At 66.0% G+C, this 18288-nt stretch carries 18 protein-coding genes; 5 read left to right on the plus strand and 13 right to left on the minus strand.

Annotated features, from left to right (window positions below; translation table 11 throughout):
- Positions 1-86: 86 nt before the first annotated feature.
- A complete protein-coding gene (locus JI664_RS19880; RefSeq protein ID WP_207015531.1) occupies positions 87-1085 on the minus strand; it encodes an aldo/keto reductase in 999 nt (332 codons plus the stop codon).
- A 145-nt stretch (positions 1086-1230) separates the two neighbouring features.
- On the opposite strand from JI664_RS19880, the gene JI664_RS19885 reads away from it, so the two are divergent.
- Complete coding sequence (locus JI664_RS19885; protein WP_207015532.1) at positions 1231-1905, plus strand: NYN domain-containing protein; 675 nt, start codon at positions 1231-1233, stop codon at positions 1903-1905.
- 105 nt (positions 1906-2010) lie between these two features.
- Here the strand turns inward: JI664_RS19885 and JI664_RS19890 are convergent, their stop codons facing one another.
- From JI664_RS19890 to JI664_RS19925, 8 genes are all read right to left on the minus strand, one after another.
- Positions 2011-2751 carry a YebC/PmpR family DNA-binding transcriptional regulator gene (locus JI664_RS19890; protein WP_207015533.1) on the minus strand — a complete coding sequence of 247 codons (741 nt, stop codon included), beginning with the start codon at positions 2749-2751 and terminating at the stop codon, positions 2011-2013.
- A 63-nt stretch (positions 2752-2814) separates the two neighbouring features.
- A complete protein-coding gene (locus JI664_RS19895) occupies positions 2815-3501 on the minus strand; it encodes a DUF2726 domain-containing protein (protein ID WP_207015534.1) in 687 nt (228 codons plus the stop codon).
- Positions 3502-3613: 112 nt separating this feature from the next.
- Positions 3614-4123 carry a CarD family transcriptional regulator gene (locus JI664_RS19900; protein WP_109535176.1) on the minus strand — a complete coding sequence of 170 codons (510 nt, stop codon included), beginning with the start codon at positions 4121-4123 and terminating at the stop codon, positions 3614-3616.
- Positions 4124-4420: 297 nt separating this feature from the next.
- On the minus strand, positions 4421-4759 hold the full coding sequence (gene fdxA / locus JI664_RS19905) for a ferredoxin FdxA (protein ID WP_207015535.1): 339 nt from the start codon (positions 4757-4759) through the stop codon (positions 4421-4423).
- Positions 4760-4872: 113 nt separating this feature from the next.
- A complete protein-coding gene (locus JI664_RS19910; RefSeq protein ID WP_207015536.1) occupies positions 4873-5523 on the minus strand; it encodes a 2-hydroxychromene-2-carboxylate isomerase in 651 nt (216 codons plus the stop codon).
- Between the two features lie 4 nt (positions 5524-5527).
- Positions 5528-5938 (minus strand): RNA-binding S4 domain-containing protein, encoded by a 411-nt coding sequence (locus tag JI664_RS19915; RefSeq protein ID WP_349768752.1) that lies wholly within the window; start codon positions 5936-5938, stop codon positions 5528-5530.
- Positions 5935-8898, minus strand: coding sequence for a helicase-related protein (locus JI664_RS19920; RefSeq protein ID WP_207015537.1), 2964 nt, complete (start codon positions 8896-8898; stop codon positions 5935-5937). The genes JI664_RS19915 and JI664_RS19920 overlap by 4 nt, the downstream gene beginning before the upstream one ends.
- Before the next feature lie 90 nt (positions 8899-8988).
- Positions 8989-9591 (minus strand): tetratricopeptide repeat protein, encoded by a 603-nt coding sequence (locus JI664_RS19925; protein WP_286174204.1) that lies wholly within the window; start codon positions 9589-9591, stop codon positions 8989-8991.
- A gap of 89 nt (positions 9592-9680) precedes the next feature.
- On the opposite strand from JI664_RS19925, the gene JI664_RS19930 reads away from it, so the two are divergent.
- The 3 genes from JI664_RS19930 to JI664_RS19940 all read left to right on the plus strand — a co-directional run bounded on the left by JI664_RS19930 (position 9681) and on the right by JI664_RS19940 (position 12908).
- Positions 9681-9965: an SCP2 sterol-binding domain-containing protein gene (locus tag JI664_RS19930; RefSeq protein ID WP_109535172.1), complete on the plus strand. Its 285-nt coding sequence runs from the start codon at positions 9681-9683 to the stop codon at positions 9963-9965.
- Between the two features lie 9 nt (positions 9966-9974).
- Positions 9975-10910 (plus strand): alpha/beta fold hydrolase, encoded by a 936-nt coding sequence (locus JI664_RS19935; RefSeq protein ID WP_207015538.1) that lies wholly within the window; start codon positions 9975-9977, stop codon positions 10908-10910.
- Between the two features lie 102 nt (positions 10911-11012).
- A complete protein-coding gene (locus JI664_RS19940) occupies positions 11013-12908 on the plus strand; it encodes an acyl-CoA synthetase (RefSeq protein WP_207015539.1) in 1896 nt (631 codons plus the stop codon).
- Positions 12909-13136: 228 nt separating this feature from the next.
- Here the strand turns inward: JI664_RS19940 and mtaB are convergent, their stop codons facing one another.
- Entirely contained in the window at positions 13137-14396 is a 1260-nt protein-coding gene (mtaB, locus tag JI664_RS19945; protein ID WP_207015646.1) for a tRNA (N(6)-L-threonylcarbamoyladenosine(37)-C(2))-methylthiotransferase MtaB, read from the minus strand.
- Positions 14397-14410: 14 nt separating this feature from the next.
- Positions 14411-15238: a diaminopimelate epimerase gene (gene dapF / locus JI664_RS19950; RefSeq protein ID WP_207015540.1), complete on the minus strand. Its 828-nt coding sequence runs from the start codon at positions 15236-15238 to the stop codon at positions 14411-14413.
- A gap of 60 nt (positions 15239-15298) precedes the next feature.
- Here dapF and JI664_RS19955 point away from each other — a divergent pair, with 60 nt between their 5' ends.
- Complete coding sequence (locus tag JI664_RS19955; RefSeq protein WP_207015541.1) at positions 15299-16285, plus strand: 2-dehydropantoate 2-reductase; 987 nt, start codon at positions 15299-15301, stop codon at positions 16283-16285.
- 202 nt (positions 16286-16487) lie between these two features.
- Here JI664_RS19955 and JI664_RS24190 read toward each other — a convergent pair whose 3' ends face one another.
- Together JI664_RS24190 and pheS are read right to left on the minus strand one after the other, a co-directional pair.
- Complete coding sequence (locus tag JI664_RS24190) at positions 16488-17087, minus strand: HAD family hydrolase (RefSeq protein ID WP_207015542.1); 600 nt, start codon at positions 17085-17087, stop codon at positions 16488-16490.
- 14 nt (positions 17088-17101) lie between these two features.
- Entirely contained in the window at positions 17102-18163 is a 1062-nt protein-coding gene (gene pheS / locus JI664_RS19965; RefSeq protein WP_207015543.1) for a phenylalanine--tRNA ligase subunit alpha, read from the minus strand.
- Between the last annotated feature and the right edge of the window lie 125 nt (positions 18164-18288).

Here is an 18288-nt window from a genome sequence, read left to right on the forward strand (position 1 = left end):
CTGCCCCCCTCTTGGCCTGCGGCCAATTCACCCCCCGAGGATATTTCGGGATTAAAGATGCGCGCGTCGCGGGGGCGCGGGGGCGATCAGCAATACCGCTCGGGGCCGACCCATTGATCGACGCTGTAGCGGTCGCCATGCGCCCAGCCGACCGGCAGAACCGTCTCAATGCGGGCGAGATCCTCGGGCGTGAGGGTGATCTCGGCGCCGCGCAGGCATTCTTCGAAATGCTGGACCGAGCGGGTGCCGGGGATGGGCAGCACATGCCCGCCCTGCGCCAGAAGCCAGGCATTGGCGATGGCCGCCGCCGGTTCGCCCTTTTCCGCCGCCAGAGCCCTGAACGCGTCTGTGATCTTCAGGTTGGCAGGATAATTGTCAGGCCAGAAGCGCGGATTGCCCTTGAGGAAGGGAATGTCCTTGAGACGCTCGAGCGGGATCGGCGCATCGGTCAGAAGACCGCGCCCGACCGGCGAGAACGCGACCAGCGCCGTGCCCAGTTCGGCGCAGGCCTGCACCAGACCCAGTTCGGGCGAGCGGGTCTGCAGCGAGTATTCCGACTGCACCGCGTCGATCCGTGTGACCGCCGCCGCGCGCCGCAGCGTGGCGGGCGCGATTTCCGAGAACCCCACAGCGCGGGTCTTGCCCGATTTGCGCAGCCGGTCGAGCGTTTCGGCGACCTCTTCTACCGGGCGCCCGGCTTCACGGCGGTGGATGTAGAACAGGTCGACATGATCGACGCCCAGTTTCTCGAGGCTCTTCTCGAGTTCGCTCTCGAGATGCTCGGCATCGTTGCGCAGCAGGCGTTTGCCGTCGGCATCTTGCGTGATCGAGGCCTTGGTGGCGATGACGAAGTCGTCGCGCGCGCCCTTGTTCTTGGCCAGATAGCTGCCGATCCAGCGTTCGGACCGTCCCGCGCCATAGACATTGGCGGTGTCGAGATGGGTCACGCCGCGCGCGCGCATCGTGTCGAGGATCGCGTGCGAGGCCTCTTCGCTGGTGGGGCCGTAGAAATCCGAGAAGGACATGGCGCCGTAGCCGATGGCCGAAAGGGTGATCCCCGAGGATCCGAGTTTGCGCGTTTGCATCCGATGCTCCGAAATGGTGATGTGCCATAACTGCGGAGATCGGCGGGTGGGGTCAACCCGCCCCTTCGCAACGAACCGCCTCACTTTCGCCACGCGCGCCCGCCAGGGTTGAAAAACCCTGTTCCTTTACCCTGTTGAGCCCCGCATGAACCAGACCAGCCCGTTTGCCGCCCCGCTCACCCGTTGCCGCGCCGTGGCCCTGCTGGTCGATGGCGAGAATGTCTCGCCCGGGCAGGCCGCGACATGCCACGAGGCCGCCGCCGCGCTGGGTCCGGTGACGGTGGCGCGGGTCTACGGAGATGCGCGCAATATCGGCACGTGGCTGGAAAAACCGGGCTACCGCGCGGTTCATGCGGGCAGCGGCCGCAACCTGACCGATATGCTGTTGACGGTCGAGGCGATGGAGCTGGCCTTTTCCGGCAGCGTCGACGGCTTTGCGCTGGCCAGCAATGACGGCGATTTCACGCCGATGGTACAGGCGCTGACGGCGCGCGGCTTCCCGGTTCTGGGGCTGATCGGCCCTGCCGCGTCGGGCCTCTTACGGGCGAGCTTCACGCAGGTGCATGTCCTGCCGCTCCCCAAGGCGTCAAAGCCATCCAAAAGCGCGGCGCCAAAGCCCAAACCCGCGCCCGAAGCCACCGCGCGCGCCGCGCTGGCCAAGGGCCCGGTCACGCCGCAGGTCTTCGCCCGCGCGATGCAGGCGGCAGGTCACACCGTGCCCAAGGGCTCGGCCGGCTGGCGGGCCTGGGCGAAGAAAGCGCTTCCCGGCTTCCGGGTCGAGGGCAGCGGCCCCGCGACGCGCTACCGGATCGGCCCATAACCGCGCTGCGTTTCAGTCTGCCGGAAATACTCCGGGGGTGAATTTGCCGCAAGGCAAAGAGGGGGGCCGGGCCCCCCTTCCGCCACACCGACGCAAAGACTGCGCTCAGAGCTGTTCCATCACCTCGTCCGAGGCTTCGAAATTCGCCGTGACGTTCTGGACATCATCATCGTCTTCCAGCGCGTCGATCAGCTTCATCAGCTTCTGCATGCCGTCGAGATCGAGCTCGGTCGTGGTCTGCGGTTTCCAGACCAGCTTGGTCGAGTCCGATTCGCCCAGCGTGGTTTCCAGCGCGGTCGAGACCTCGTTCACATCCTCGAAGGCGCACCAGATGACATGGCCATCTTCGCTGCTTTCGACATCCTCGGCCCCGGCTTCGATGGCGGCTTCCATCACCGTGTCCGCATCGCCCACCGAGGCCGGATAGATGATCTGCCCCATACGGTCGAACATGAAGCCGACCGAGCCGGTCTCGCCCAGATTGCCGCCGTTCTTGGTGAAGGTCGAACGCACGTTCGACGCGGTGCGGTTGCGGTTGTCGGTCATCGCCTCGACGATCACCGCGACGCCATTGGGGCCGTAGCCTTCGTAGCGGATTTCCTCATAGGCATCGCCATCGCCGCCGATCGCTTTCTTGATCGCGCGTTCGATATTGTCCTTGGGCATCGACTGCGACTTGGCTTCCTTGATCGCCAGCCGCAGGCGCGGGTTCTTGTCGGGGTCGGGGTCGCCCATCTTCGCAGCGACAGTGATCTCTTTCGAGAATTTCGAGAACAGCTTCGAACGGGCGGCATCCTGCCGGCCCTTGCGATGCTGGATGTTGGCCCATTTGGAATGGCCTGCCATGATACGCTCCGGGTCTTCGTCTTCGTGTCGGGGACTTGGGGATTGCGCTTGGCTATAAAGCAGTCAGGCCTCGGCTGGCAAGTCCGGGCGATCCACGGGAACGCGGCACTCTACGGACTGCAGGCGCCGCCCGGTGACGTCGCTCAGAAGATCGGCCAGCATCTGACGGTCATAGCGTGCGGGCACCTCAATCAGCGGCACGTTCGCCAGCCGCAAGGCACGCCGCTTTTCCCAGTCGCGCCGCCGCGCATCCCGCGCCGCGCCTTGATCGGTCCCGAAATGACCGCCGCCCTGATACTCGATCACGCAAAGCGGCTCGAAACTGATGCTGGTAACCACGAAATCCGCGTACTTCGCTGAAATGGTGTACCAGTCCCGCTTTTCGCGCGCATACAGAAAGCTGCTCAGGCTGACCTGAGACAGGAGCCGCGCGCCGGGATCGAACAGGACCGGCACAAGATCGGCAAGGTCGCGGTGCAGGCGGCGTTCGGTCTGATTGAGCAACGCTCGAACGGTGAAGTTGCCGGGCGCAAACTCGGACAGGCCCGCCGGGGCTTTCTGCTTCCGGCCGCGTCTTTCACCGCGCCTACGCCGCCCGATCCATCGCTTCAGCGCCGAGATCAGAAAGGACATGACCAGCACGATCCCGCCCAGCAGGATCAGCGAATGCCCAAGACTGATCCAGAACCCGTCCAGAAGCGGGTGCGAGACATCGAAAAGACCACCGGTCGAGACACTGATACGTTCCATGATACGTTCCATGTCCCCGCCATGGCAGGCGATTTCGGCAGAATTTGGACAACCATAACGCGAAACCCCGGACCTGAGCCCGGGGTTTCAACGCTTGGAATTTCAGTCTGGATCAGGCCGCGCGGGCGACGAGGACATCGTCGACCTGCTTGGCGGCACCGGCTTCGTCGATGCCCGAGACGGCAGCGACTTCGCGCGTCAGACGCTCGAGCGCGGCCTCATAGAGCTGACGCTCGGAATACGATTGTTCCCGCTGGTCGTCGGTGCGGTGCAGGTCGCGCACCACTTCGGCGATGGCCAGCAGATCGCCCGAGTTGATCTTCTGTTCGTATTCCTGCGCGCGGCGCGACCACATGGCGCGCTTCACGCGGGCCTTGCCCTTGAGCGTGGCGAGCGCCTTGGCCACCACGTCAGGGGTCGAGAGCGAGCGCATACCGACAGCAGTCGCCTTTTCGGTGGGAACGCGCAGGGTCATCTTGTCCTTTTCGAACGAGATGACGAAAAGCTCGAGCTGCATCCCGGCGATTTCACGCTCTTCGATCGACACGATCTGGCCGACGCCATGCGCCGGGTAGACCACGAATTCGTTAGGGCGGAAGTCGGACTTACGGGTTTTGCTCATTCTTCAGCTTCCTCGAGTTGTGCCCGAACTCCGGCGTCAAGAACACCCACGGGTGCCGAAGCGTCCCGTCGGATCAAATCTCGGAGCCAAAAAAAACATCGCACAGGCGAGCAGCACTGCGGATGCCGGACAGATCATTGTTGTAGCAATCTTGTAACACGAATCGGCCCCGAATCAAAGCACGGAATCCGATTCCACGCTGCACTGCAACGTGAATGTTTGCGCCAACGGCGTCTTTTCGCCCTCTGGCCGGCCTATGGGCCAACCTTCCGTTGCGGCGCCGCCGGGGCGGCGCGCTCAGCTGCCCTCGCCCGGGGCTTCCGAGAAATACTTGTTCAGCTTGTCAGGCTCGCCGTCACGGTCCTGCGCATTGGGCAGAGGCTCGCGGCGCTGGGTGATGACGGGCCAGATCTCGGCGTATTTGCGGTTCAGCTCGACCCAGCTTTCCAGCCCCGGCTCGGTATCCGGGCGGATCGCATCCGCCGGGCATTCCGGTTCGCAAACACCGCAATCGATGCATTCGTCGGGATGGATCGCGAGGAAGTTTTCACCCTCGTAGAAGCAGTCGACGGGGCAGACCTCGACACAATCAGTGAATTTGCAGGCGATGCAGTTGTCGATCACGACATAGGTCATGGCGGGTCTCGCGGTTGCTTCCGTGGCGGACTTAACCCCGTTGCCGGGATCAATCAAGACGCCACGGGCGGCTTCGGGCGATCTGGCGCACGGGGGTCACGCCGGGGCCGCGATCAGGGCCCCGGGCGGGGGCCGATCCCCAGCGTGCCAAGCCGCCAGCGCAACGTGTCCACCCGGTCCTGACCGAAGAACGGCTCGCCGCGGACCACGCCGGTGGGCACCCCCCAATGGCCCGACGCGACCAGCGCCTGCTGGTTGGCGGCGATGTCGGCATCGTGGTCGCCCCCGATCAGAGCGGCCTCCATCGCAGTCAGGTCGAGCCCGGCACGCTGCGCGGCCCGCTCCAGATGCTCGCCCCGGTTCCAGTCGGGCGTACCGCTGAAGATCAGGCCCAGCACCTCGACCGCGAAATCGAGCCCCCTGCCCCGCCGCTCGGCTTCGATGCCGAGCCGGGTGAGGCGATGGATATGCGGCTGCTCGGCCGCGACCTGCATGGTGGCGTGGTCGATAACGATCGGGTCAGGGTCGGGCATGATCAGCACGCGGCCCAGCATCTCGGCCCGGCGCAGCGCATCCATGCGCACATGCTCGACCCACGGGCGGTTCTCGGGGCGGAAGAAATCCGCCTTGCGCACGGCCAGCGGCAGGACAGGACGCAATCGGATGGCGATATCGAGATCCCGCGCAAGAGCGCGATAATCAGGCATCGCCAACGCGCTGAACGGACTGCGAAACGAGACGTAGAGATCGACGGGCTCGGTCATGCCGTCAATCCGGCTGATCGCGGAATGCATCAAGCTGACGGCGCGCCTTGCCGGTCGGGCGCCCGCCCGCTTCGGCCTGCGGCTTGCCCGCCTCGGCAGGGCGGGGTTCCGGCGGGGGCGACAGATCGTCGTAGAGCGCCTGCGCCTCGGGCGCGGGGCCGCGCCGCTGGCCAGGAGCCAGCACACGGACCACGCGGACCTGCCGGCCCTGAACAAAGGTCAGCACATCGCTTGGTTTAACGGCGGTCGAGGGTTTCGAGACCGGCTGACCGTTCAGCCGCATCGGCCCGCCGACAGCGGCGGCGGCAAGGCTGCGCGATTTGAAGAACCGCGCATGCCAGAGCCATTTGTCCAGACGGATCGGCCCCTCGCCCAGCGAAGGCGTGTTATCGGGGCCGGTCGCGTCGTTGGTCACTTCTTGTCCTTGAGTCCCATCAGCGCGGCGGCGAAGGGGTTGTCCGGGTCGATCCGGTCGCGTTTGCGCTCAGGGCCCGACGAGAAGCTGCGGGGCTGCTGGCCGCGCTTGTCGCCCGGCTTGCCCTTGCCACCTTTCGGGCCGCCCTTGGGACGATCACCGCGCGGGCCGTCGGACTTGCCACCCTTGCCGCCTTCGCGGCGCGGACGGTCGCCCTTGTCGCGCGCGCCCTGCTCGGTGCCCGGCTCGCGGCGGGCACCGCTCCGACGCGGACCGTCGCCGCGATTGTTGCGCGGACGCGGGGACCAGCGGAAGGTGTAGAACACTTCCGTCTCATCCACGGCCTCGGCATCGGCATCAGGCGCAGCCTCGGCATCAGCCGCAACGGCGGGTTCCTCCGCAGGCGTTTCCGGAGCCGTTTCCGCCGGGGCTTCGACCACCGGCTCGGCGGGCGCTTCGGCAGCGTCGGCTGCCGCTTCCGGCGCCTCGTCACCGTCCTGCGCCGCGATGCGGGCCGCTTCGGCCTCGCTGCGGGCCTTGGCGGCGATATCCTCGGCGGTCGCTTCGGCGCTGGGTTGCGGACGCGTTTTCGCGCGTTCGCCCTTCTCGGCGGCATAGCCGAGGCCCTGCATCAGATCGGCGAATTGCTCAAGCGTCATGCCGGTGATCGACAGCATGTCGGGCGTGGCCTCGAACCCGGCGCGCGCATCCTTGGTGCGCACCAGATCGGCCAGACGCTCGAGCATGTCGATGCGGATCGCGCGCAACCCGGCGGGGCGGTAGCCCGACAGCGTGTAATGCTGCGCGGGAACCTCGGGCAGGTTGGGGATCGTCACCAGACCCGGCGGCGGGCTTTCGGGGAAGGTCTCAAGCCCCTCGGTCAGCGACCACAGCACCAGCCGCAGACGAGTCGGCGCGGGTTTCAGCAAGGCGGGCAGGAAGATGGTGAACTGGCCGAACCGAACGCCATGCTTGCGCAGCGCGCCACGGGCTTCCTGATCGAGCGTCTTCACCTCGTCTGCGACGCCTTCGCGCGGAATCACGCCCAGCGCTTCGACCAGACGGAAGGCAAAGCCGCGCGGCAGGCCGGTCAGCGTTTCGTCGCGCTGCAGGTTCACAAGCGGCTCGAACTGGGCCGCGATCTTGCGGTCGATGAAATGCTGCAGGCGGCGGCGCACTTTCTCGGCCACGTCGGGACCGGCTTCGTCATCGACGAAAGCCTGCACCTGCGGACGCAGCGCATCGGCGCCGGCGACCAGTTTGCCGACCGCTTCCGAACCCCACATCAGGCCACCCTGCTCGGTGAAATCCATCTCTGTATCGGGGGCGTTATAGAACTTGTCTGCGCGCAGGTTGAACGCGGGCGCCAGCGCCGCCACTGCGGCCTGCCGCAGGGTCCGCGCTTCATCCGCCGAGGCGGTCTTGTCCTGACGGAAGCGGAACCCTTCGAGACGGCCGAGGAGTTCCCCGTCCACCGTCACTTCACCCTTGTCGTTCACCTCGGCCACAAGGCTCTCCTTCTGGTTCAACCGGCGCATCAACACGCTTGTGCGCCGGTCAACAAATGCTGCGGTCAGCCTCGCATGCAGCGCGTCTGACAGGCGGTCTTCTACAGCGCGAGTTTCCCCGCGCCAATGGCTTTCGTCATCCACCCAACCGGCCCGTTGCGCGACATAAGTCCAAGTGCGGATAAAGGCCAGCCGTCGCGACAAAGTATCGATATCGCCCTGCGTCCGGTCGATCCGGGCAATCGCCCGCGCCAGCCAGTCGGTGGGAATACGTCCCCCATCATGCAGGAACTCGAAGAGCTTCGCCAAGAGAGTCGTGTGCTCGGTATGCGAAATCCCGCGGAAATCGGGAATGCGGCAGACATCCCAGAGCAGACGCACGTCGCGGGCGTTGCGCAAGCGAGACGTGACCTCGGGCATCGCGTTGAGGCTTTTCAGCGCCATCAGGTCATCAGATTCGCGCACGCGGGTCAGCCATTCGTCGCGCGTGGGCCGCTCGAGACTGTCGATCAGCCGCTCGGCGGTGCCGAATTCCAGCCGCGCATTGCGCCATTGCAGCTTGCGGACCGGCAGGAACTGGTGGGTCTCGATCGCCTCGACGACCTCGGGATGAAGTGGCCGCGCCTCACCGGTGACGCCGAAAGTGCCCGCCGCCGTGTGCCGCCCGGCCCGCCCGGCGATCTGCGCCAGTTCGTCAGGATTGAGCGGGCGCATCCGGCGGCCATCGAATTTCGAGGTGCCGGCAAAGGCCACGTGCCGGATATCGAGGTTCAGCCCCATGCCGATCGCGTCCGTCGCCACGAGGTAATCGACATCGCCGTTCTGATACAGATCCACCTGCGCGTTGCGCGTGCGCGGGCTCAGCGCGCCCATGACGATGGCGCAGCCGCCCTTCTGACGGCGGATCAGCTCGGCGATGGCATAGACGTTTTCCACGCTGAACGCGACGATGGCCGAGCGCGTGGGCATCCGCGCGATCTTCTTCGATCCGGCATAGGACAGCACCGACATCCGCTCGCGCCGCACGAATTGCACGCCCGGGATCAGCGCCGCGATGGCGCCGCGCATCGTGTCCGAGCCGAGAAACAGCGTCTCGTGCAGACCGCGCGCATTGAGCAGCCGGTCGGTAAAGACATGCCCCCGATCCAGATCGGCGCAAAGCTGGATCTCGTCGATAGCCACGAAATCGGCACCGATTTCGAGCGGCATCGCCTCGGTCGTGCAGACCCAGTATTGCGTGCGCTCAGGCACGATGCGCTCTTCGCCCGTGACCAGCGCCACGACCGACGGGCCGCGCAGCGCGACGATGCGGTCATAAACCTCACGCGCAAGCAGACGCAGCGGCAGGCCGATGACGCCCGTGCGGTGGCTGAGCATCCGCTCGATGGCGTAATGGGTCTTGCCGGTATTGGTGGGACCCAGAACCGCCGTAACCCGACTTTTGGTGTTCATTGATCTGCCTGCTGCCTCGATCCACGGGCTTTATGTCGGGGCGTCTCTGACGGGGGACCACTGACGGGCACGGCCCCGGCCCGCCCGGTGCTAAAGCGCCTGCCCTTCCGAGGCAAGCTCAAGGCGATGCAGCGCTTCGATCACGCCCTGCTGATGGGGATGAATGGCAAGCGAGGCCCGATAGGCCCGCTGAGCGTCCTGATCGCGGTTTAACTGCTCCATGATTTGCCCCAGCCCCGCCAGCGCGCCGAAATGCTGCGGATTGAGCCGCAGCACCTGTTCGATATCCGACAGCGACTGGCCCAGCCGATTCGCAAGGAAATAGGCGGTGGCACGACCGTTCCACGCCTCGGCGAAATCGGGGGCATAGTCGATCACGGCGCTGAAATGCGAGATCGCGGTTTCCGCCTGCCCGGCCTGCAGCGCCTCCTGCCCGCGCTGGAACAGGTAATCGATCGTGGGCGAACCCGACTGCCCCCATTGGCGCAGGATCTGCCGCTCGATTCGCATCCAGCGTTCCTGTTGCGGGTCCGACAGATCGTCGAGCAACGTGGCAAGATCGCTCGTCTGCGCTGCGGCCGGGGTGGCAATCGCCGCCGAAATCCCCAGCGAAAGCGGTGCGGCCGCCAAAATTGACGTTAACGTCAGCGTTGCCGCCACGACAGGATTGAGGATGCGTTTCGCCTGCGCCATAGTCCTGAAAATAGCGTACCCGACCGGAAAAGCGAGGGGGTCGTCGGGCCCGTGCAATCCTTCCCCCATCACGATCAGGATAAGACACAATGAGCGAGATCATCGACCAGGCCGTCGCGGCCCTTTCGGCCAAGGTGGACAGCTTTGACGGCTCGGCGAAATTCGTCATCGAAAACGAAGGCTCGATCGTGCTGGACGGCGCGGGCGTGCGCGAATCGGATGACGACACCGATGTCACGCTGACCGCCTCGGCCGAGACGTTTCAGGCAATCATGGAAGGCGACGTGAACCCGACCATGGCCTTCATGCAGGGCAAGCTGAAGATCGACGGCTCGATGGGCGAGGCGATGAAGCTCGCGTCAGTTCTGGGCTGAGACGCGGCGATGGCTGAAATCCGCCCTCTGGAAGGCGATGGCGGCCCGGCGGGCGGCCATGCGCGCTTTCTGACGGCGGTCGACGGCATTCGCATCCGGCTGGGCCACTGGCCCGCGCCCGAGGGCGGCAAGGGTCACGTGCTGATCCTGCCCGGTCGCACCGAGTATATCGAGAAATACGGGCTGGTGGCGCGGGATCTTCACGCCGCGGGCTGGGGCAGTTTCGCGCTGGACTGGCGCGGTCAGGGACTGGCCGACCGCGCCTTCAGCGACGGGCTGAAGGGCCATGTCGGTGATTTCGCCGAATTCCAGCGCGACCTCGATGTGGCGCTCGATACGATCCGCGCCATTGCCGGGGATTGCGTGCCATGGCTCGCACATTCGATGGGCGGCTGCATCGCGCTGCGCGGTCTGGTGCGCGGCAAGACCCCGCCTGCTATCGCCTTCAGCGCGCCGATGCTGGGCCTGTCGAACCCGGCGGGACAATTGCGCGCGCTGGGGCTTCTCGCCGGGGCGGCCCGGCTGTTGCGACTGGATACCGGATACGCCCCCACGACGGGGCCGACCTACGGCATCGCGACCGAGACCTTCGAGCGCAACACCCTCACCACCGATCCCGAGCAATACGCCCGGATGAAAGCGCAGATCGCCGCCGAGCCGCGTTTCGGGCTGGGCGGACCGTCGCTGCGCTGGATGGGTGCGGCGCTGCGCGAGATGTCAGACCTTGCGCACCAGCCTTCGCCCGCGATCCCCGCGCTGTTCGGGCTGGGCGGGGACGAAGGCATCGTCGCCCCGGCCGCGATCCGGGCACGGGTGGCCAATTGGCACGGCGCCGAGCTGGTCGACTATCCCGGCGCCCGGCACGAATTGCTGATGGAGCGCGCCGAGATTCGCGACGATTTCCTCGCCCGCACTGTGGCGCTGTTCGACCGTCACCGGACCTGAGAACCGGCGACGCGACGGCAGCGACCGGTTGCGATTGAATCCCCCTGACGTTCACGCCAAGATTGATTGCGCGCATCAGACGCGTCTGGGAGGATAACGAACATGACGAGCCAATTCGCAAGCCTTGCGGATCGAAACGCCATCGAGGCCGAGATGCCCTGGGCCGACCGCGACATGCCCGCCACGGTCTACGATCAGGTCACGCGAACGGCCCTGACCCATGGCCGGCGCAACGCCGTCTCGTTCCAGCTTTTCTCGGATGACGGCGCCCATGCCGAAACCCTGACCTGGACGCAGTTCCACGCCAAGGTCACGCAGGCCGCAAACCTGTTTCGCAGTCTCGGCGTCGGACCCGATGATACCGTGGCCTTCGTGCTGCCGACGATCAACGAAACCGCCATCACCCTGTTCGGCGCGATGACGGCAGGGATCGTCAACCCGATCAACCCGCTGATGGAGCCCGAGAAAATCGCGGGCATCCTGCGCGAGACGAAGGCCAAGGTCGTGGTCACCCTGCGCGCCTTTCCGAAATCGGACGTGGCGCAGAAAGTGGCCGAAGCCGTGGGCAACGCCCCCAGCGTGAAAACCGTGCTCGAAGTGGATCTCAACCACTACGTGACCGGTCTCAAGAAGATGATCATCCCGCTGATCCGGCCCAAGAACCCGGTTCACCACACCGCGCGCGTCCTCAGCTTCTTCCGCGAACTGGAAAAGCAGCCCGCCCAGCGGCTGACCTTCGATCAGGCCAAGGACGATCCGGTCTGCGCCTATTTCCATACCGGTGGCACGACGGGCCTGCCCAAGGTCGCCCAGCATCGCCATTCGGGCATTCTGTACAATGGCTGGATCGGCGCGACGCTGCTGATGGACGAAACCGATGTGGTGCTCTGCCCGCTGCCGCTGTTTCACGTCTTCGCCGCCTACCCGGTGCTGATGTCGGTCACCTGCGCGGGCGCGCATGTGATCATGCCCACGCCGCAAGGCTACCGGGGTGACGGGGTGTTCGACAATTTCTGGAAGCTGGTCGAGCGCTGGAACGCCACTTTCGTGATCACCGTGCCCACCGCGCTTTCGGCGCTGATGCAGCGCCCGGTCAATGCCAATATCTCCAGCCTGAAAAGCGGCTTTTCAGGCTCGGCGCCCTTACCGCTCGAACTCTATCGCCGGTTCGAGGAAGCAACCGGCGTGTCGATCATCGAAGGCTACGGCCTGACCGAGGCCACCTGCCTTGTGTCGTGCAACCCGATCAGCGGCGAGAAGAAGGTGGGCTCGGTCGGCATCCCCTTCCCCTATTGCAGCGTGCGCATCCTGCATCACGACGCCGATGGCGGGGTCAGCAAGGAGTGCGGCCCCGACGAGGTCGGCGAGATCTGCATCTCGAATCCCGGCGTGATCCCCGGCTCGACCTATACCGAGAAAGCCAAGAATGACGGGCTTTACGCCGATGGAAGCTGGCTGCGCACTGGCGATCTGGGGCGGATCGACCCCGATGGCTATCTTTGGATCACCGGCCGCGCCAAGGATCTGATCATCCGTGGCGGGCACAATATCGACCCGGCGATGATCGAAGAGGCGCTGCTCAGCCATCCCTCCGTCGCCTTCGTCGGCGCCATCGGTCAGCCCGACGCCAAGGCGGGCGAATTGCCCTGCGCCTATGTCGAACTGGTGGGCGGCAAGAACGTGACGGAACGCGATCTGGCCGACCATGCCGCCAACCGCATCCCCGAGCGCGCCGCCGTGCCGAAATACATCGAGATCCTGCCCGAACTGCCGAAAACCGCCGTCGGCAAGGTCTTCAAACCCGACCTGCGGCGGCTGGCGATCACCCGGGTCTTCGACGAGACGCTCGGTGAGGCGAAGCTCGACGCAAAGGTGGCCGAAGTGATCGAGGACAAGAAGCGCGGCCTCGTGGCCCGCATCGAAGCCGCGCCTGGGGTGGATGACGCGAAGCTGACCGAGATTCTGGGCCAGTTCTCGGTCCCGTGGGAAAAGGTCTGATGCGCCTCGTTACGCCGCCACGCGAGGGTCTCGGGGGCAGGGCACGCCCTTCCCCAGGCCCCTTCCTTGGATATTCGACGAACAAAGATAGGGTGTTAACACCCGGTTAACCACGCATCTTTAATCCGGAAATATCCTCAGAGGGTGAATTGGCCGCAGGCCAAGAGGGGGGCAGACAGCCCCCCTTCCTTTCGCATTACCCAGCGCGCCCGGTCGCGGTCGCCAGCCTTACGCGCCCGCGCGCAATTGCTGTCCGTCATGCCCGACGATCCGTGCGGGCACGATCTGGCCCACCGGCTGGTCGCTGTCGAACCGGACCTCGGTAAATTGCTCGGTCCGGCCCATGCGGGCGTTTTCCAGAAGGACGCGGTGATCGTGCCCGACCTGTTGCGCCAGATGGCGCGCGGCAACACTGGCGCCCAGATCCCGCAGCCGCGCCGCGCGTTCCTTGATCAGCGGCTTGGCGACCTGTGGCATCCGCGCAGCAGGCGTGCCCTTGCGGGGCGAATAGGGAAAAACATGCAGCCACGTCAGGCCGCATTCCTCGACCAGTTTCAGCGAATTGGCGAACATCTCTTCGGTTTCCGTGGGAAAGCCCGCGATGATGTCCGCGCCATAGATCAGGTCGGGGCGCGCCGCGCGCATATCCTCGCAAAAGCGGATTGCGTCGTCGCGCAGATGGCGGCGCTTCATCCGCTTCAGGATCATGTCGTCGCCCGCCTGCAGGGACAGGTGCAGATGCGGCATCAGGCGCGGCTCGGTGGCGATGGCCTCGATCAGCGCGGGATCGGCTTCGACCGAGTCGATGGAAGAGATCCGCAGCCGCTGCAGATCCGGCACCAGCTTGAGGATGCGCCGCACCAGATCGCCCAGCTTCGGCTCCGCCGGAAGATCCGCACCCCACGAGGTCAGATCGACGCCCGTGAGCACCACCTCGTTGTACCCCGCGCCGACCAGACGCTTGATCTGCTCGACCACCACGCCCGCCGGGACCGAGCGTGAATTGCCCCGGCCATAGGGGATGATGCAGAAGGTGCAGCGATGGTCGCAGCCGTTCTGAACCTGCACATAGGCCCGCGCGCGGGTGCCGAAACCGTCGATCAGATGGCCCGCCGTCTCGCGCACCGACAGGATGTCATCGACCTGCACGCGCTCGGTCTCGCCGATCAGATCGGGCGCCATGCCCGACCAGGTCTCGGGCTGCATCTTCTCGTGGTTGCCGATCACACGGGTGACTTCGGGCATCCCGGCAAAGGTCTCGGGCTCGGTCTGCGCGGCGCAGCCGGTAACGATGATCGACGCGCCGGGATTTTCCCGCGCGATGCGGCGGATCTCCTGCCGCGCCTTGCGCACCGCCTCGGCGGTCACCGCGCAGGTGTTGACGACATGCGCATTCGCCACGCCCGCCGCCTGTGCGAGATCCTTCATCGCCTCGGTCTCGTAGGCGTTTAGCCGGCAGCCCAGCGTGGTAAAGACGGGCGCCTTGATGTCGGGGGTACCGCTCATAACGCGCCCAGAAAATCCGCCGTCAGCTCGGCTTCGAACACGTCCGCGACCGGCCCGGTCAGCCAGACGCCGTCGTCGCGCCACTCGGCCTCGAGCGTGCCGCCATCGAGCTCGAGCACCACGCGCGGTCCGGTCAGGCCCCGTTGCGCCGCCGCGACCGCCGCCGCGCAGGCGCCCGAGCCGCAGGCAAGCGTCACACCCGTACCGCGTTCCCAGACCCGCATGCGCAGGTGATCCTCGCCCAGCAGGCTGACGAATTCGACATTGGTGCGCTCAGGGAACAGCGGATCGCGCTCGACCCGCGCGCCCTGCTCTTCCAGCGCGACCTTCTCGGCGTCGTTGACGATGAAGACGCAATGCGGATTGCCCATGCCGACGCCGACAGGATCGCCGTCGAGCGGCAGATGCAGGCTGTCATGCGGGGCGCTCAGCGGGATCTTGTCCCAGTCGGTCAGTGGTGCGCCCATATTGACCCAGACCCGGCCATTGCGCCGCTCGGCCTGCAACAATCCGCGCTCGGTGCGGATGGTCAGGGTATCGCGCTCCTGCTGCTGCATCACCAGCCACGCCACACAGCGCGTGGCATTCCCGCAGGCCCCCGCCATGGTCCCGTCGCTGTTCCAGAAATCGAGCACCAGATCGGCATCGTCGGCATCGCGCAGCTCGGCCAGCTGATCGAACCCCACGCCCCGATGCCGGTCGCCCAGCGCCGCTGCCAGTTTAGGCGTCGTCACCCGGGCGCGCCCGCGCGAATCGAGGATCACGAAGTCGTTGCCGGCTCCGTGCATCTTGCGGAAAGTGAGGCTCTGGGTTGTGGTGGTCATGCCGGGGCATATAGGCGCTTTCCTCCAGCGCTGCCAGTGGAAGAAACAAAGGGAAGAGCCATGAAAATCGCGGTATTCGGCGCGGGCGCCATCGGGTGCTTTGTCGGCGGCATGCTGGCTGCGGGCGGTGCCGAGGTAACGCTGATCGGTCGTGAAAGGATAGCCCCGCTCGTGTCGCGCGGTCTGGTGCTGAGCGATTACCAAGGCGGGCGGGTCGAAACCGGCCCCCTGCGGCTTGCCACCGGGGCCGAAGGCGTCAGCGGCGCTGACCTAGTGCTCGTCTGCGTGAAAAGCCGCGACACCCAAACCGCTGCGGCGCTGAAACCGTACATGACGCCCGGCACCACGATCATCAGCCTGCAGAACGGTATCGACAATGCCGCCACGCTGGCCCGCGTTCTGGAACATTCGGTCGTCCCCGGTATGGTTCCCTTCAACGTCGCCTGGCAGGAAAACGGCACGCTCCACCGCGGGACCGAGGGCACGCTGCATAGCGGGCCGGTGCCCGACGCGGTGCAGGCGGCCTTCACCGCCGCCGGCCTGCCGCTGCTAATCCATGCCGACATGGCGCCCGTTCTCTGGGCCAAACTGATGCTCAACCTCAACAACGCGATCAACGCGCTGTCGGGCCTGCCACTGCGGGCTCAACTCGAACAGCGCGATTACCGTCGCTGCCTTGCGCTGGCGCAAGAGGAATTCCTGTCGCTGTGTCGCGAGGCCGGTCAGCCCCTCGCCCGCCTCTCGCCCCTGCCCGCACCATGGATCCCGCGCGTGCTGCGGCTGCCCGATGCTCTGTTCCGGACAGTGGCGGGACGGATGCTGGCCATCGATCCGCTCGCCCGCTCGTCCATGGCCGACGACCTGAGCGCGGGCCGCGCGCCCGAACTCGAAGCCCTGAACGGCGCGGTCGCGCGGCTGGCCGAAAGGCTGAGCCGGACCGCGCCGGTCAATGCCCGGCTGACCGCGCTGGTGATCGAGGCCGCACGAACCGGCCGAAACCTGAGCGCCTCCGCGCTTCTGGCCGATTTGCGTGACGCTGCCGCGTGAGCGGGGGCGGCGGCCCCCGCACCCCCGCCCGGGGGAGAGGCACGCCCCTTCCCCGGCCCCCCTTCGGTGGATATTTGGAGAACAAAGATGGGGCGTTAAGACGGCGTTAACCGCGCATCTTTAATCCCTAAATATCCCGGGGGGTGAGCGCGCAGCGCGAGGGGGCAGAGCCCCCATGCCGTATACCGCAGGCACACCCTGCTTACAGCAGCCCCTCGGCCACCAAGGCCCGCTCCAGCCGCGCGGGCCCGTCGAACAGATGCGTGCGCCAGCCGGCGGCCCGGGCACCGGCGATGTTCGGGGCGCTGTCGTCGATAAACAGGCAATCCCCGGGCCGGGCGCCGGTTCTGTCGGTCAGCGCTTCGAAAATCCGGCGGTCGGGTTTGATGATCCGCATTTGCCCCGAAACCAGCGTCACGTCGAAAACCTGCCCCAGCCGGGGATGCAGGCGCAGGGCCTCAGGCCATGTCTCGGCGGAGAAATTGGTGATCGCGTGGATCGGGTGACCCTGTGCCCGCAACAGGTCGATCAGGGCGAAGCTCCCATCGATCTGCCGGGCGATGGCGCGGGGAAACAGCGTGGGATAGCGCGCCAGCAGGGCGCTGTCGGCGGCATCGTCCAGCTCCGCCGCAAGCTCGGCAAAGGGCGTTCCGGCATCGCCGCGCAGATTCCGGCTCGCGAAGTCGATGCGCGACAGGAAAGCGTCGGCCTTGTCGCGCCCGCCGAGTTCGGGCGCGAAAGCGGCCACCGGGTCGAATTCGATCAGTACATTGCCGATGTCGAAGACAACATGGGTGACCACCGGCGGCGCGCCTTTCAGCCCGCGTGCACGCTCGGCGCTTCCAGCGCGCCGAAGCCGTAATGGCGCAGCCAGCGCAGGTCGCTTTCAAAGAACGCGCGCAGATCGGGGATGCCGTATTTCAGCATCGCCATGCGGTCGATGCCCATGCCGAAGGCAAAGCCCTGCCATTTGTCCGGGTCGATCCCGCCCGCTTGCAGCACCTTGGGATGCATCATCCCCGAGCCCAGCACTTCGAGCCAGCCATCGCCTTCGCCCACGCGCAGCTGGCCGCCTTCCCACGAACACTGGATATCGACCTCGGCCGAGGGTTCGGTGAAGGGGAAGTGCGAGGCGCGGAAGCGCGTGCGGACCTTGGTGCCGAAGAAGGCGGTGAAGAATTCCTCGAGCACCCATTTCAGGTTGGCCATCGAGATATCCTCGCCGATAGCCATACCTTCGACCTGATGGAACATCGGCGTATGCGTCAGGTCCATATCCATCCGGTAGACCCGGCCCGGCGCGATCACGCGGATCGGCGCGCCCTGATCCTGCATCGCGCGGATCTGCACCGGCGAGGTATGCGTGCGCAGCACGTGCGGCGGACGATCGTCACCCTCGGCCCGGTGCATGAAGAAGGTATCATGCTCTTGCCGCGCGGGGTGTTCGGGCGCGATATTGAGCGCGTCGAAATTGTACCAGTCGGTCTCGATCTGCGGCCCTTCGGCGACGCGAAAACCCATATCGGCGAAGATCGCCGTGACCTCTTCGGTCACCTGACTGACCGGGTGGATCGTGCCGCGCGCACGGTGGCGGGCGGGCAGCGTCACATCCAGCCATTCAGCCTTGAGCCGCTCGTCGAGCGCCGCGTCTTCCAGCGCCGCCTTCTTCGCGCGCAGGGCGGTGTCCAGCTCGTTGCGCAATTCGTTGAGCGCCTTGCCCACGGTCTGACGCTCTTCGGGCGACATCTGGCCCAGTTCGCGCATCTTCAGGCTGATCTCGCCCTTCTTGCCAAGCGCGGCGAGGCGTACCTCTTCCAGCGCCGCCTGATCGGCAGCGCCCGAGATACGGGCAAGATAGGTTTCGCGCAGGTCTTGCATGACGACGGCCTCCAGAATTCGAGACTTCTGCTATCCGTGACGTGGCGTGATTGCAAGCGCGGGCGGGGCCAAGCGGGGTTGTTGACGCAAGGGCGGCGCGCCACCATGCCGCCCTGCCCCCGCCG

This window comes from Rhodobacter sp. NTK016B (genome assembly GCF_017303295.1).
Classification (GTDB): domain Bacteria; phylum Pseudomonadota; class Alphaproteobacteria; order Rhodobacterales; family Rhodobacteraceae; genus Pararhodobacter.

Coding starts and splice junctions, on each gene's coding strand:
- JI664_RS19890 (WP_207015533.1), bottom strand. CDS start 2,751: ATGGCAGGCCATTCCAAATGGGCCAACATCCAGCATCGCAAGGGCCGG.
- JI664_RS19940 (WP_207015539.1), top strand. CDS start 11,013: ATGACGAGCCAATTCGCAAGCCTTGCGGATCGAAACGCCATCGAGGCC.
- JI664_RS19955 (WP_207015541.1), top strand. CDS start 15,299: ATGAAAATCGCGGTATTCGGCGCGGGCGCCATCGGGTGCTTTGTCGGC.
- dapF (WP_207015540.1), bottom strand. CDS start 15,238: ATGACCACCACAACCCAGAGCCTCACTTTCCGCAAGATGCACGGAGCC.
- JI664_RS19895 (WP_207015534.1), bottom strand. CDS start 3,501: ATGGAACGTATCAGTGTCTCGACCGGTGGTCTTTTCGATGTCTCGCAC.
- JI664_RS19880 (WP_207015531.1), bottom strand. CDS start 1,085: ATGCAAACGCGCAAACTCGGATCCTCGGGGATCACCCTTTCGGCCATC.
- pheS (WP_207015543.1), bottom strand. CDS start 18,163: ATGCAAGACCTGCGCGAAACCTATCTTGCCCGTATCTCGGGCGCTGCC.
- JI664_RS19910 (WP_207015536.1), bottom strand. CDS start 5,523: ATGACCGAGCCCGTCGATCTCTACGTCTCGTTTCGCAGTCCGTTCAGC.
- JI664_RS19920 (WP_207015537.1), bottom strand. CDS start 8,898: ATGAACACCAAAAGTCGGGTTACGGCGGTTCTGGGTCCCACCAATACC.
- JI664_RS19935 (WP_207015538.1), top strand. CDS start 9,975: ATGGCTGAAATCCGCCCTCTGGAAGGCGATGGCGGCCCGGCGGGCGGC.
- fdxA (WP_207015535.1), bottom strand. CDS start 4,759: ATGACCTATGTCGTGATCGACAACTGCATCGCCTGCAAATTCACTGAT.
- JI664_RS19900 (WP_109535176.1), bottom strand. CDS start 4,123: ATGAGCAAAACCCGTAAGTCCGACTTCCGCCCTAACGAATTCGTGGTC.
- JI664_RS19885 (WP_207015532.1), top strand. CDS start 1,231: ATGAACCAGACCAGCCCGTTTGCCGCCCCGCTCACCCGTTGCCGCGCC.
- JI664_RS19930 (WP_109535172.1), top strand. CDS start 9,681: ATGAGCGAGATCATCGACCAGGCCGTCGCGGCCCTTTCGGCCAAGGTG.
- JI664_RS19925 (WP_286174204.1), bottom strand. CDS start 9,591: ATGGCGCAGGCGAAACGCATCCTCAATCCTGTCGTGGCGGCAACGCTG.